Below are 12,678 nucleotides of genomic sequence, written 5' to 3'. Positions count from 1 at the left end.
AGATAGCACTGCCCAGTGCATCAGGCAGGCTTGGCACAGTGCATGAATAGGCGGAACCAGAGAAAAGTGACAAGGCACCAAGGGATCTACGGCACATGACCAACAATATGTGCCAGGATATGCCGCGGGCGTCGGCGGAGGGTCCTGCAAAGGCTGGACTATCCTTTCTAATTCGAGAGCTACCAGCAATTAATCGATCCTCTCTGGCATTGTTCGATCTCGGTATTGGACAGTGCTCGCTCCCGGATAGCATTCATGGCCTCCTCGGACTGTATTTCCATCGAAACTGCTATCCCCGTTGAGTCATCATTCCAATTGAAGCCAATTGCGCGGTGCAGATCCAGCCTTTCGCCCTTCACTCTATAAAAGTATCTTATGGCTTGAAATTCACCGCTGCTCGACGTCAAGCCGGAAAAATAACCCTGCATGAATCTGTCCTTGGCCAACAAGGGAGCACTTCCGAGATCAGTTATAGATCGTCCGTCCTTCGAGATCTTCCAATAGTGCATTCCGTTTGCATCGCGCCTTTCGCCAGTGGTGACACCAAGGCCTTGACTGATGCCATTGTCGAAATCGATCAATGAATCCAGCGAAAGCTGATAGGCTGAGTCCGCATAGACTGTTCTTGCCCAGGCGCGCTTTTCAGCTCCGACTAATACCGTCAGCGTGATCGTCCCGCCGCCTTCGTCGTCGGGGCAGGCTTCAACGAGTACGCGGCCGTTACTGACTTTAGATAGTGATAGATTCGCGCGTTGACATGACGCAAAGACGCTAGCCGATAGACAGCAAGAAATAGCGCCAATGGCGATTATGAATTTGCGTCGCATAAAATGTCCTTTGCCTTTTGGGAGCGAAGCTTCTTAGCCCGCTCACATGACCTCGGGTACGTGTCGTGGCATCGGTCGACAATGGGTTGAAATCTAAACTTCTTACCTGAAGCCGACAGCGCAATTTCTTCATCGGTTCAACCGTCTAGTTTCCGTCCTGCAAAGCTTCGGTTCGTTCCCGTCATAGTACGTGCTCACGAGTACATGCTTAAGGCGATCGACCCGCAAATTGACGAACTCATCCGCGCATTTCGGACGTATTTCCACGAAACCACGTCTGATTGGCGAGTAGAGAAAAACACGCGATATCGTGCTCGTTGCCATTCCTTCGTCCAAATACCACACAGAAAAGCCCCTGGTTCCATCGAAGCCGTAATCATCCACGCCAATATGAGGAGCGCTCTCTGTATCGAGTTCTATGTCTTGGGACGTTAAACCAAAGATGGTATCGCGGACATCCACATGTACCGACCGATCCTTCAATCGAACGGATGCTGACGCTGTTTCGGTCACTTTAAACGTCACGGTCTGAGCCGAGGCCCTTGCTAGTGCAAATAGGAAGGCGCAGACGACAATCATTAATGGTTTGTGGATCTTCATATCAATCGTCGCTCCTGGTCAGATCGGGCTTAATCGTGGTTCGTCGAGTAGGCGCGATTATTTCCGGGAAATAGCCGAGCGTTGCGTCCCATAATCCATTCATTATAAAAATGGTATAAGCCTGTCGTTCGTTGTATCCATTGAAACCGCCGTTGACCAGCCTGTTGATGAGTCCAATATTATCGGCGGAGTATTCTTTATCTGCGACGCGATTGATATTCTGACCTTGCGAGAATGCCTTTGAAACCCAGTAGAATCCTCCAGAATCACAGGCTAACGGAGGCTCCTCCGCAATGCGATCAGGATCGAAACGAGGGAACCAACGCATAGGCATCCCGCCATCTCGAGGATTGAAATTATAGTGCTCAGACGTCTCGGTAATTCTGACGGGCGAGTTAGGAAGTCGCTCAACGTAAGGCCCAACGTGCGCAGGCAATGCCCGATACGTTCCATACTCTGAAAAATTTCCCGCCCAAGTCAGTTGCATAATCCCGCGTCCGTAGAACGGTCCATAAAATTGAGTCGCTGGATTTACCGCCGAGTACTTACCGAAACCCCACTCACTCAACAATCGCCTTACGCCTCCCAAATTCCGCCACTGGGCAGTCTCCAGCAGAACCTGAGCGAGAAATATTGCAGTTCTACGGGCGTCTGCTCCCAGATATTTTCGAATCGTCTGATTCAGCGCGATTACATGATTTTGTATGCGCGCGATTGCAGTGGATTTTGTGATGACATACGTTGAATTGTTCGTTGTTATTGCTGATGCGGGCGATCCGTTATTCGTGTAATACGGATAGCGAGGAAAAGTGTTGGCGAACTCCTTGTGATTCAACCACCCACACTTCCTAAAATGCCGAATAAACGCAAGCGGATGAAAGAACCAAAATTTCTTTCCTTCGCCAAGCGGCGTTTGCGCCAGGAACTGACACCGCTTCACGAAGTTGATGAAGTTCTCGTAACCGTGCGGATCAGTATCCTTGCGTTTGCCAAAAAATCCCTCCGGCTCGTTCAACCAGCCGTAGCGCTGATCGTTGTTGCTCGCATCCCATTCGCTCCGGGCGTGACAGATGAACCCTTTGAGCTTGGCGCGCACGCTCACATCGCGCTGTACTAGCGCCGCTACCTGCTGATCGTGGCTGAATTCTGACGTCATATCGCTTGGAGTAATCGGCTGCGAATCGGTCGCACCCGCAATTCGACACAAGGTGTCGTATCCGCACAGCCCATCCTGATCGAACGGCGTATTGCCATCTTCGATCTTCTGCCAGTGCATGAACGACGGAAAGTCCGCATCCGAAAGCTTCTGGATGCCGGCCTGATTGATGTCGATATAGCCCGTTTTGCCCTCAGCAAACGGCACCGAGACCCATGTAGCCTGTTCAGTGGCAGTCAAGGTCGGCGTATCCGTGCTCAGGATTCGCCCGAAACGCAATAACTCGAAGCCTTCGCTCGGACAGGTTCCATAGAGCGCAGTGGCACGCTCATAAAGGCCGTACTCGTATTCCTCGAATTTGTCCCGTGCGAAATCGGATGTCACCGGAACAGGCTTACCGTCTCCGCGATCAATCCACGCACGCATAAAGCGCTCGCCACGATTGAAATACGTCTCGACATAAAGCGTGCTGTTTTCGTTCAACGCACCAGTGTCCAAAGCCGGAAAGAACGGCTTGGGCGAGCGGCCCTTAGTTTTCAGATCACCTAACCCCGCCGGCACGCTGACGAACGTCGAACCGCCCGGAATCACAAAATACGTGCTTCCCCAGTAATCCTTCGACGCCGGCGTCGTTGGCTGCGCTTCGCCTAATGCGACCTTATGCCCGTCTTGCTCAAAATATGCGATGAAATCCTCCTCGGTCATGAAGATCTCAAAGTGCAGATGAGCCTCGCCCTGATACCGGCCGCGAAAACCCAACCGATCCTTCCGAAAAACCTTCTTGCCCGCGCCCGCCTGCACACCGTCCGTCTCGGCGAGCAGCCACGCAGGGAGCGCATTGGGCGAGCTGTCCGAAGCAGGATGGTTCGGCTGCGGGCTCAATTCATTCGTTTTCACCAGATCAAGCAAATGCATATACAGCGAATAGAACGTGATGGTGCGGCCTTCGCCGGTATCGGTTACATGCTTGAGCAGTACGAATCCGATGTTGCTGTTCAATGCCTCGGTGCCATCGGCGTTTCTATGTCCGTCCGAGATGGCCTTCAACGACACGCGATAGGCGACGACCTCTCCGTCTGCGATCGCGCGCACGGGCTCGAGCTGGCCGAGCCCTCCGAACGGCACCACGTGCATGCCGCAATGCCAGCGACGATCGAACGCGATAGGAAATACGCCACTGTGCGACAACTCGAAAGTATCGACCACATCCATCATCGGGTCGGTCTTCCATTTCTCAGCGGGCATGTTGAGGCCTTCAGCCGGAAGGAACGGCGGGCTGATTATCATGATTTAGCGTTACTAAATATACAGTGCGACAGAACTGAATCTTTCTCGGCTTATGGAGCAGCAGCGCGCCAATGCGACGACGTCCGAGTTCCACTCAGCCAGCATTATTTCAGACCTGAACCGCCGCGAAAGTCACGAACTGTGCCCGTTCAGCAGGCAAGCCGCGCTAAAATCCCCGTTTTCCTGCTCACCGCGCCGCGCCGTCCGCGCTTCTCCATCTCAGCGTGCAAAAGATCCTGATCGTCCGCGTGTCGTCGCTTGGCGACGTCGTCCACAACATGCCGGCCATCGCCGACATCCGCCGCCGCTATCCCGATGCGCAAATCGACTGGCTCGTCGAGGAAAGTTTCGCGAGTCTCGTCGAACTCGTACACGGCGTGCGCCGCGCGATTCCGTTTTCGCTCAGGCGCTGGCGCAAGGCGTTCACGTCGCCGGCGAACTGGCGCGAAATCGGCAAGTTCAAGCGCGAACTCGCCGCCGAAAAATACGATCTCGTCATCGACTGCCAGGGTCTCATCAAGACCGCGTGGGTCGCGAGCTGGGCGCGCGGGCCGCTCGTCGGCCTCGGCAATCGCACCGACGGCGCGGGCTACGAATGGCCGGTGCGCTTTTTCTACGACCGGCGCGTGCCGATCGAACCGCGCACGCATGTCGTCGAGCGCACGCGGCAACTCGTGGCGGCGGCGCTCGACCTGCCGAAGCCGCAAATGACCGACGACATCGACTTCGGCCTCGACACGCGACGCGCGACGCTCGCCGTCTCCGCGCTCGGGCTGAATCTTCCCGTGCCTTACGTCGTGTTCGTGCACGCCACCTCGCGCGCCGACAAGCAATGGCCCGAAGCCGCGTGGATCGAACTGGGCCAAGCGCTCGTGACGCGCGGCGCGTCGATCGTGCTGCCGTGGGGCAGCGAGGCCGAACGCGCAACGAGCGAAAAGCTCGCGAAGGAATTCGGCGCGGCCGCGATCGTGCCGCCGAAGATGTCGCTGCCCGCGGTCGTCGGGCTGATCGACGGTGCCGCGGCGACCGTCGGCGTCGATACCGGTTTGGTGCATATTGCCGCGGCGCTGAAGCGCCCGACCGTCGAGTTGTACAATTTCTCGACCGCATGGCGCACCGGCGGCTATTGGTCGCCGAACGTCGTCAATCTCGGCGACGCGAGCCGGCATCCGACGCTTTCCGAAGTGAAGACCGCGCTCGCGGGCTTCGGCCTGCTGTAGTTTTCACCGCGCTGCGCTGTGTGCGGGCAACTCAAGGTCGTAGACACATGACGGAATCTCAAATCATCGAAGTCGCCTCGGGCGATTGGCAAGGCAAGAACCTGTCCGTGCCGCGCGAGACGCTGCTCGCCGGCGTCGAGAACGGCAAAGTGCTGTATTTCCCCAACCTGCGCTTTCCGATCGAAGGCGGCGAGCTTTCGCTGCTCGATCCGGGCATCGCGGATCCGAAGCGCAAGAACATCAGCCTCGCGCCCAACGGCGGCGCGTTAAACGGCGTGCTCGGCGACAGCGTGATGCAGTCGGCGGTGCGCTCGCTCATCAAGCGCTATCAGGATCATGCGCGTTCGCTCGTCGACGGGCTCTTTCCCGAATACGACGGCAAGCTGCGCGTCGCGCCCACGAGCCTCAGGCTGCGTCAGGTCGAGACGCGCGAAACATCCTGGCGAAAGGACGATGCCCGTCTTCACGTCGATGCCTTCCCGTCGCGGCCAACGCACGGCGAGCGCATCTTGCGCGTGTTCACGAACATCAATCCGAAAGGCGCGCCGCGCGTGTGGCGCGTCGGCGAGCCGTTCGAGGACATGGCGAAGCGTTTCCTGCCCGGCATCAAGGCGCAGGCGCCCGGCTCGGCGTGGCTGATGAATCTGCTGCACATCACGAAGTCGCCGCGCAGCGAGTACGACCATCTCATGCTGCATCTGCATGATGCGATGAAAGCCGATCTCGACTATCAGAAAAATTCGCCGCAGGAGACGATGCCGTTTCCGCCCGGCTCGGTGTGGGTCTGCTTTTCCGATCACACCTCGCATGCGGTGATGTCCGGCCAGTTCATGATGGAGCAGACCTTCTTCCTGCCCGTCAAGGCGATGGCGCGCCCCGATCACGCGCCGCTCGGCATTCTCGAACGCCTGAAGGGCCGGGCGCTCGTTTGAGCGGCGCCGCCTCGTCCGCCGCTACGCCGGGCGCATCGGCTTCCGTGCTCCGGCTCGTCTATCGCGCGCTCTGGTGGATCGTCGCGCCGCTCGCGGTGCTGCGGCTCTACATCCGTTCGCGAAAGGAGCGCGGTTATCGCGAGCATATCGGCGAGCGTTTCGGCCACATCGCGCCGCGCCGCGCCGACGATCTCGCGCCGCTCATCTGGGTGCACGCGGTGTCCGTGGGCGAGACGCGCGCGGCGCAGCCGCTCATCGACGCGCTGATGAAAGCGCATCCCGAAGCGCGCGTGCTGCTCACGCACATGACGCCGAGCGGCCGCGCGACCGGCGTCGAGCTTTTCGGCGACCGCGTGTTGCGCAGCTATCTTCCCTACGATCTGCCCATTCTCGTGCGGCGCTTTCTGCGCGCGTGGCGGCCGTCGCTCGGCATCGTGATGGAAACCGAAGTCTGGCCGACGCTCATCGACGAATGCAAACGCGCCGACGTGCCGCTCGTCTTGACGAACGCGCGCATGTCGGAACGTTCGTACCGGCGCGCGGCGAAGTTCGGGCGCGCGGTGCGCGAGGTGTTCGGCGGCTTTTCGCGTGTGCTCGCGCAGACGCCGTCCGATGCCGAGCGGCTCACCGCGCTCGGCGCGCGCAATGTCGCCGTGCTCGGCAATCTGAAGTTCGACATGACCGCGCCGCCCGAACTGGTCGCGCGCGGTCACGCGTGGCGCGCGGCGATCGGCGAGCGGCCCGTGTGGGTCGCGGCGAGCACGCGCGAGGGCGAGGAAACGCTCGTGCTGCGCGCATTCTCGGCCCTCAACGTGCCCGATGCGTTGCTGATTCTCGTGCCGCGTCATCCGCAGCGTTTCGACGAAGTGTCCGCGCTGATCGCGAGTCTCGGGCTGACGAGCGCGCGCCGGTCGGTGTGGGCGCCGAAGCCCGTCGCGGCGGGCTCGGGCGCGGACGTGCCCGAGCCGTTGCCGGCGAGCGTGCAGGTCTTGCTCGGCGATTCGATGGGCGAGCTCGGCGCGTATTATGCGGCCGCGGATCTGGCGTTCATCGGTGGAAGTCTGTTGCCGCTCGGCGGGCAGAATCTGATCGAAGCGTGCGCGGCAGGTGTGCCGGTGCTGATCGGCCCGCACACGTTCAACTTCACGCAGGCGACCAACGATGCGATCGCGGCGGGCGCGGCGTTGCGCGTGCAGGATCCGCAGGAGCTCGCGCGCGGTCTGCGCGAGATTTTCGGCGACAAGGCGCGGCGTCTCGCGATGAGCGCGGCGGCTTCGGCGTTCGCGGCGCGGCATCGCGGCGCGACGGAGCGTACCGTGAGCGTGCTGAGCGCGCTGCTTGAAGAGGACAGCGAAGCGGCGAAGTGATCCGACGCGATCTCGCTGTTTTCTGCCGCCAACTGCGCTTTTCCTCAGATGAAACTTGCGAAGTAAGTTCGGAGGATAATGAACTTCCTCGAGCCGATCCTTTCGAACGAATAACAAGCGGCCGGGTGCCTGCGAACGTGCTTCCAATTTTCTTCGAGGACGCGCATGCAAGATCTCATCAAGTCCGTCGTCAAGGACATGTTGCCGCCAAGACTGTTGCGCCTGCTGCGGCCATCCCCAGGACCGACCGACGCATGGGGCACCGTCCGTTACGGCGCGCATGGCCTGATTCTTCCCGGCAATCGGCGCTTCGAATACCGGCCTTGTCCGGCGGATCGCTCGGTTTGTCGGCAGATCTTCTTTCTTCGCGAATACGCGACGGATCATCTCATGCGCGCGAAGGAAATCGCCGCGTTCTATGAGGCTTGCGAAAATCCGCTGATCGTCGATGCGGGCGCCAATATCGGCGCCGCCGCAGTGTGGCACGCGCTCACTTATCCGAAAGCGAAGATCGTCGCCATCGAGCCGGACATATCGAATTTCGCGCTGCTCAACAAGAATGCACAGGCGTTTCCGTCGATCAAACCGCTCAACGCCGCGATCGCGGCCAAGCGCGGCACGCTTTATCTGAACGATCCGGGCGGCGGCGAGTGGGCGTTTCGCACCGCGGAGCAGCCCACCGAGAAAGGCTATGCCGTCGATGCGCTCACGCTCGAAGACGTGATGCCGTCCGGCACGACGCCGTTCATCCTGAAGATCGACATCGAAGGCGCGGAGGCCGACCTGTTCTCGCGCCATTGCGATGCGCTGAACATGTTTCCGGTCATCATCATCGAGCTGCACGACTGGATGCTTCCCGGCGAATCGAACAGCCGCAACTTCCTGCAATGGCAAGTCGCGATGAAGCGCGACTTCGTGCAGGTCGGCGAGAACGCGGTCTCGATATCGAATTCGATCGCGCTGCCGTAACGCGCTGTCGTCACGCGATTTTCCGCGTCAAGCCAGCAGCAAACCCTTCTTCTCGATGAAGCGGATGACTTCGTCGAGCCCATCGAGCGCCTTCAGATTGCACATCACGAAGGGCCGCTCGCCGCGCATCTTCTTCGCGTCGCTCGCCATGATGTCGAGATTCGCGCCGACGTGAGGCGCTAGATCGGTCTTGTTGATGACGAGCAGATCCGACTTGGTGATGCCAGGCCCGCCTTTGCGCGGAATCTTCTCGCCGCCCGCGACATCGATCACGTAGATAGTCAGATCGGAGAGTTCGGGGCTGAAAGTCGCCGCGAGGTTATCGCCGCCCGATTCGATGAACACGATATCCGCATCCGGAAACTTCGACACCATGCGATCGACGGCTTCGAGATTGATCGACGCATCTTCGCGGATTGCCGTATGCGGGCAGCCGCCCGTCTCGACGCCCATGATGCGCTCGGCCGGCAGCGCGCCCGCGACGGTCAGCAGGCGCTGATCTTCCTTCGTGTAGATATCGTTGGTGATGGCGACGAGATCGTATTTCTCGCGCATCGCCTTGCAGAGCATTTCGAGCAGCGTGGTCTTGCCGGAGCCGACCGGCCCGCCGACACCGACACGCAACGGCGGCAGTTTCTTGGTTCGGCGAGCGGCGGAAGAGTAAGCGGGAGCGTTCATGGAGTGTCGGTTCAGGAGCGGAAAAGCCGCGAATATTGCGATTCGTGCCGCGCGGACAAAACGCCGAGCTGCGGCGCGAAGGTGTTGATCTGTTCAGGCGCTGTATCGAGCGCGCGGCGCACGGCGGCATCGATCGGCTCGCGCAACGCGACGATGATGCGCTGTCCCGCGAGCTGGCCGAGCGGCACGGCCTTGAGCGCGGCGGCCGCCTGATTCTCGACCCAGCTGAATGCGTAGGCCGCGAGCGCGGCGTCGGGTGCCGCATCGTGCGCGAACGCAGCGAAGGCGAAGGCGGTCGGCTGCGCGATCGGCTTGATCGCGGCGAGCGTCGCGCGGCGTGCTTTGTCGCCCCATTCGAGCGACACGCACAACTGCGCGAGCGACCAGCCCATCTGCTCCGTTTCGCGTCGCAGTTCCGCCGACTCGCGACTCCCGATGTATTCATCGTTCGCGGCGTTCAGCGCGGCTACGTCGTGCGAACGCCAGTGTTCGATCTGATGCGCGAGCATCGGCAATTCGCCGCGCGCGAGCACGCTGGAAAGGCCGCTCGCGATCCAGTCGCGCGCGCTGTCGCCGTCGTGGATCAGGCCGTGCTCGATCGCCGCTTCGAGCCCTTGTGAATAGCTGAACGCGCCGATCGGCAATGCCGGCGACGCGAGATGCAACAGCGCGGTGAGTTCAGCGATGCGCATGGCCGTGGTGATGATGACCGTGATCGTGATCATGACTATGATCGTGGCCGCACGACGAATGATCGTGATCGTGCCCGTGATGCTCGTCGAATACCTTCTGCGCGAGCGCGTAGTCTTCGCTGAATGTCTCGTCGTGGCCGTGCTTGTGTCCGCCGCCGTACGCGCCCGTTTCGGGCTGGAACGGCTGCGATTCGTGCGCGACGAGCACGCCTAAGCGCTTCAGCATGTCTTCGAGCACGGGATCGGCTTCGAGCTTCAGATACTCCGCGCCGACTTCGACCGGCGTATGCCGGTTGCCGAGGTGATAGGCCGCACGCGTCAAGAGACGCACGCTCGGCGCACGCACGATGAGCACGTCCTCCGCCGCCGCGACGACGCGCACGAAGCCGCCGTCGTCGGCGACGAGCATGTCGCCATCCGCAAGCACGGTGCCGCGCGGCATGACGAGGGCGACTTCCTCGCCGTTGTCGAGCGTGGCGGCGAGGCGGCTCTTGCAGCGCGCATCGAAGGGAAGAGTCAGCGTGGGCGCGCGTTTTTTGAGGACGTCGGCAAGCTTCGCGGTCAGACGTTTGTCGATGGTACGCATATCAGAACAAGAAGTAACGCTGCGCCATCGGCAGAACGGTGGCGGGATCGCATGTGAGCAATTGTCCGTCGGCGATCACCTGATAGGTCTGCGGATCGACGCTGATGGACGGCTGCCATGCATTGTGAATCATGTTGGCCTTCGTCACATTGCGGCAGTTCCTGACCGCGACGATCTGCTTTTGCAAGCCATAACGATCCGCGATGCGCGCCTCCATCGCCATCTGCGATACGAATGTCAGCGACGTCTTGCCGAGCGCGCCGCCGCGTGTCGCGAACATCTCGCGATAATGCACTGGCTGCGGCGTCGGAATGGACGCATTCGGGTCGCCCATCTGCGCGACCGCGATCATGCCGCCCTTGACGATCATCGCGGGCTTCACGCCGAAGAACGCGGGTTCCCAGAACACCAGATCGGCCCACTTGCCCGGCTCGATCGAGCCGACTTCATGCGCGATGCCGTGCGTGATTGCCGGATTGATCGTGTACTTCGCGACATAGCGCTTCGCGCGGAAATTATCATTACGCGCGCTGTCTTCGGGCAACGCGCCGCGCTGCACCTTCATCTTGTGCGCGGTCTGCCATGTGCGAATGATGACTTCACCGACGCGGCCCATTGCTTGGGAATCCGAAGAAAGCATCGACAGCGCGCCGAGATCGTGAAGGATGTCTTCGGCCGCGATGGTCTCGCGACGAATCCGCGATTCCGCGAACGCGATGTCTTCCGCGATCGACGGATCGAGGTGATGGCACACCATCAGCATGTCGAGATGCTCATCGAGCGTGTTGACGGTGTAGGGGCGCGTCGGATTCGTGGAAGAGGGCAGCACGTTCGATTCGCCCGCGACCTTGATGATGTCCGGCGCATGGCCGCCGCCCGCGCCTTCTGTGTGATACGTGTGGATCGTGCGGCCCTTGAACGCGGCGATGGTCGTTTCGACGAAGCCCGCTTCGTTCAGCGTGTCGGTGTGGATGGCGACTTGCGTGTCGGTGTCGTCGGCGACGCTCAAGCAATTGTCGATCGCGGCGGGCGTCGTGCCCCAATCCTCGTGCAGCTTCAGGCCGATCGCGCCCGCTTTCACCTGCTCGATCAGCGGCTCCGGCAGGCTCGCGTTCCCCTTGCCGAGAAAGCCGAGATTGACGGGCCAGCCGTCGGCGGCCTGCAGCATGCGCTCCATGTGCCACGGGCCCGGCGTGCAGGTTGTCGCGTTGGTGCCGGTCGCGGGGCCGGTGCCGCCGCCGAGCATCGTCGTGACGCCGCTCGCGAGCGCTTCGTCGATCTGTTGCGGGCTGATGAAGTGAATGTGCGTATCGACGCCGCCCGCCGTCACGATCATGCCTTCGCCCGCGATCACTTCCGTCGCCGCGCCGATCGCGATGTTCACGTTCGGCTGAATGTCCGGATTGCCCGCCTTGCCGATGGCGAAGATGCGTCCACCCTTGATGCCGATATCGGCCTTCACGATGCCCCAGTGATCGAGGATCAGCGCATTGGTCACGACGGTATCGACGACGTCGGCGGCCGGGCGCTGCGACTGGCCCATGCCGTCGCGAATCACCTTGCCGCCGCCGAACTTCACTTCTTCGCCGTAGGTCGTGAAGTCGCGTTCCACTTCGATGATGAGATCGGTGTCGGCGAGGCGCACGCGGTCGCCGGTGGTCGGGCCGAACATTTCGGCATAAGCGCGGCGGCCGATGCGTAGCGTCATATCTGTCCTTTTTTAGAGCGGGCCCATGACGAGCGCGTTGAAGCCGTACACATGGCGATCGCCGGCCAGCGCGACGAGTTCGACGGTGCGTTCCTGACCGGGTTCGAAGCGGACTGCCGTGCCCGCCGCGATGTTCAATCGGAAGCCGCGCGCCTTCTCGCGCTCGAATTTGAGCGCCGCGTTGACTTCGTAGAAGTGGAAGTGCGAGCCGACCTGCACCGGCCGGTCGCCATGATTCGCGACCACGACCGTAACCGTCTCGCGGCCCGCATTGAGCTCGTGCTCGCCATCGTCGATGAAATATTCGCCGGGGATCATGGTGTCAGGGAATCGGATGATGAACGGTGACGAGCTTGGTGCCGTCGGGGAAGGTCGCTTCGATCTGGATGTCGGGAATCATCTCGGGCACGCCTTCCATCACGTCGTCGCGCGTGAGCAGCGTGGTGCCGTAGTGCATGACTTCGGCGACGGTCTTGCCGTCGCGCGCCGCTTCCATCAATGCCGCCGATATGAACGCGACCGCTTCCGGATGATTGAGCTTGAGGCCGCGCGCGCGGCGACGCTCGGCGAGCAGGGCCGCTGTGAAGATCAGCAGCTTGTCCTTTTCTCTGGGCGTGAGTTTCATGGGCTTCTTCTATGGAGAAAAGTGTTTCGGG

Annotated in this window: 13 protein-coding genes; 4 read left to right on the top strand and 9 right to left on the bottom strand. The window is 60.8% G+C overall.

The genetic code is table 11. From position 1 onward, the window contains the following. Window positions 1–179 precede the first annotated feature (179 nt). The 3 genes from NCS03_RS10870 to NCS03_RS10860 all read right to left on the bottom strand — a co-directional run bounded on the left by NCS03_RS10870 (window position 180) and on the right by NCS03_RS10860 (window position 3,870). On the bottom strand, window positions 180–827 hold the full coding sequence (locus NCS03_RS10870) for a hypothetical protein (RefSeq protein WP_250529150.1): 648 nt from the start codon (window positions 825–827) through the stop codon (window positions 180–182). A gap of 129 nt (window positions 828–956) precedes the next feature. Next, window positions 957–1,427 carry a YajG family lipoprotein gene (locus NCS03_RS10865; RefSeq protein ID WP_250435019.1) on the bottom strand — a complete coding sequence of 157 codons (471 nt, stop codon included), beginning with the start codon at window positions 1,425–1,427 and terminating at the stop codon, window positions 957–959. Window position 1,428: 1 nt separating this feature from the next. Then, window positions 1,429–3,870 (bottom strand): hypothetical protein, encoded by a 2,442-nt coding sequence (locus tag NCS03_RS10860; RefSeq protein ID WP_250529149.1) that lies wholly within the window; start codon window positions 3,868–3,870, stop codon window positions 1,429–1,431. 224 nt (window positions 3,871–4,094) lie between these two features. On the opposite strand from NCS03_RS10860, the gene waaC reads away from it, so the two are divergent. From waaC to NCS03_RS10840, 4 genes are all read left to right on the top strand, one after another. Then, the gene (waaC, locus tag NCS03_RS10855) at window positions 4,095–5,090 is read left to right on the top strand and encodes a lipopolysaccharide heptosyltransferase I (protein ID WP_250529148.1); all 996 of its coding nucleotides are present in this window, start codon (window positions 4,095–4,097) and stop codon (window positions 5,088–5,090) included. Between the two features lie 47 nt (window positions 5,091–5,137). After that, window positions 5,138–6,022 (top strand): Kdo hydroxylase KdoO, encoded by an 885-nt coding sequence (kdoO, locus tag NCS03_RS10850; RefSeq protein ID WP_175980396.1) that lies wholly within the window; start codon window positions 5,138–5,140, stop codon window positions 6,020–6,022. A 44-nt stretch (window positions 6,023–6,066) separates the two neighbouring features. Beyond that, a complete protein-coding gene (waaA, locus tag NCS03_RS10845) occupies window positions 6,067–7,389 on the top strand; it encodes a lipid IV(A) 3-deoxy-D-manno-octulosonic acid transferase (protein WP_250440083.1) in 1,323 nt (440 codons plus the stop codon). A gap of 165 nt (window positions 7,390–7,554) precedes the next feature. After that, the gene (locus NCS03_RS10840) at window positions 7,555–8,358 is read left to right on the top strand and encodes an FkbM family methyltransferase (RefSeq protein ID WP_034472761.1); all 804 of its coding nucleotides are present in this window, start codon (window positions 7,555–7,557) and stop codon (window positions 8,356–8,358) included. A gap of 27 nt (window positions 8,359–8,385) precedes the next feature. Here NCS03_RS10840 and ureG read toward each other — a convergent pair whose 3' ends face one another. Genes ureG through NCS03_RS10810 form a run of 6 tightly spaced genes read right to left on the bottom strand, consistent with a single transcriptional unit; the run spans window position 8,386 to window position 12,647 of the window. Then, on the bottom strand, window positions 8,386–9,036 hold the full coding sequence (ureG, locus tag NCS03_RS10835; protein ID WP_034472760.1) for an urease accessory protein UreG: 651 nt from the start codon (window positions 9,034–9,036) through the stop codon (window positions 8,386–8,388). A gap of 11 nt (window positions 9,037–9,047) precedes the next feature. Further along, window positions 9,048–9,728 (bottom strand): urease accessory protein UreF, encoded by a 681-nt coding sequence (locus NCS03_RS10830; RefSeq protein ID WP_250479452.1) that lies wholly within the window; start codon window positions 9,726–9,728, stop codon window positions 9,048–9,050. After that, window positions 9,715–10,314, bottom strand: coding sequence for an urease accessory protein UreE (ureE, locus tag NCS03_RS10825; protein WP_250529147.1), 600 nt, complete (start codon window positions 10,312–10,314; stop codon window positions 9,715–9,717). The genes NCS03_RS10830 and ureE overlap by 14 nt, the downstream gene beginning before the upstream one ends. A 1-nt stretch (window position 10,315) precedes the next feature. Then, window positions 10,316–12,022 (bottom strand): urease subunit alpha, encoded by a 1,707-nt coding sequence (gene ureC, locus NCS03_RS10820; protein ID WP_175980394.1) that lies wholly within the window; start codon window positions 12,020–12,022, stop codon window positions 10,316–10,318. Between the two features lie 12 nt (window positions 12,023–12,034). Then, on the bottom strand, window positions 12,035–12,340 hold the full coding sequence (locus NCS03_RS10815) for an urease subunit beta (protein ID WP_008342484.1): 306 nt from the start codon (window positions 12,338–12,340) through the stop codon (window positions 12,035–12,037). Between the two features lie 4 nt (window positions 12,341–12,344). Beyond that, the gene (locus NCS03_RS10810; RefSeq protein WP_008342482.1) at window positions 12,345–12,647 is read right to left on the bottom strand and encodes an urease subunit gamma; all 303 of its coding nucleotides are present in this window, start codon (window positions 12,645–12,647) and stop codon (window positions 12,345–12,347) included. Window positions 12,648–12,678 lie beyond the last annotated feature (31 nt).

The organism is Caballeronia sp. ATUFL_F1_KS4A (assembly GCF_023630905.1).
Classification (GTDB): Bacteria; Pseudomonadota; Gammaproteobacteria; order Burkholderiales; family Burkholderiaceae; genus Caballeronia; species Caballeronia zhejiangensis.
The sequence above is the reverse complement of the archived record's forward strand: the minus strand, read 5'-3'. Positions and strand labels throughout refer to the sequence as shown.

What these genes read in the sequence shown, in the direction of transcription:
- NCS03_RS10870 (WP_250529150.1), bottom strand. Translation starts at nt 827, where the DNA reads ATGCGACGCAAATTCATAATCGCCATTGGCGCTATTTCTTGCTGTCTA.
- ureE (WP_250529147.1), bottom strand. Translation starts at nt 10,314, where the DNA reads ATGCGTACCATCGACAAACGTCTGACCGCGAAGCTTGCCGACGTCCTC.
- NCS03_RS10815 (WP_008342484.1), bottom strand. Translation starts at nt 12,340, where the DNA reads ATGATCCCCGGCGAATATTTCATCGACGATGGCGAGCACGAGCTCAAT.
- NCS03_RS10865 (WP_250435019.1), bottom strand. Translation starts at nt 1,427, where the DNA reads ATGAAGATCCACAAACCATTAATGATTGTCGTCTGCGCCTTCCTATTT.
- kdoO (WP_175980396.1), top strand. Translation starts at nt 5,138, where the DNA reads ATGACGGAATCTCAAATCATCGAAGTCGCCTCGGGCGATTGGCAAGGC.
- NCS03_RS10840 (WP_034472761.1), top strand. Translation starts at nt 7,555, where the DNA reads ATGCAAGATCTCATCAAGTCCGTCGTCAAGGACATGTTGCCGCCAAGA.
- NCS03_RS10810 (WP_008342482.1), bottom strand. Translation starts at nt 12,647, where the DNA reads ATGAAACTCACGCCCAGAGAAAAGGACAAGCTGCTGATCTTCACAGCG.
- ureG (WP_034472760.1), bottom strand. Translation starts at nt 9,036, where the DNA reads ATGAACGCTCCCGCTTACTCTTCCGCCGCTCGCCGAACCAAGAAACTG.
- ureC (WP_175980394.1), bottom strand. Translation starts at nt 12,022, where the DNA reads ATGACGCTACGCATCGGCCGCCGCGCTTATGCCGAAATGTTCGGCCCG.
- NCS03_RS10860 (WP_250529149.1), bottom strand. Translation starts at nt 3,870, where the DNA reads ATGATAATCAGCCCGCCGTTCCTTCCGGCTGAAGGCCTCAACATGCCC.
- NCS03_RS10830 (WP_250479452.1), bottom strand. Translation starts at nt 9,728, where the DNA reads ATGCGCATCGCTGAACTCACCGCGCTGTTGCATCTCGCGTCGCCGGCA.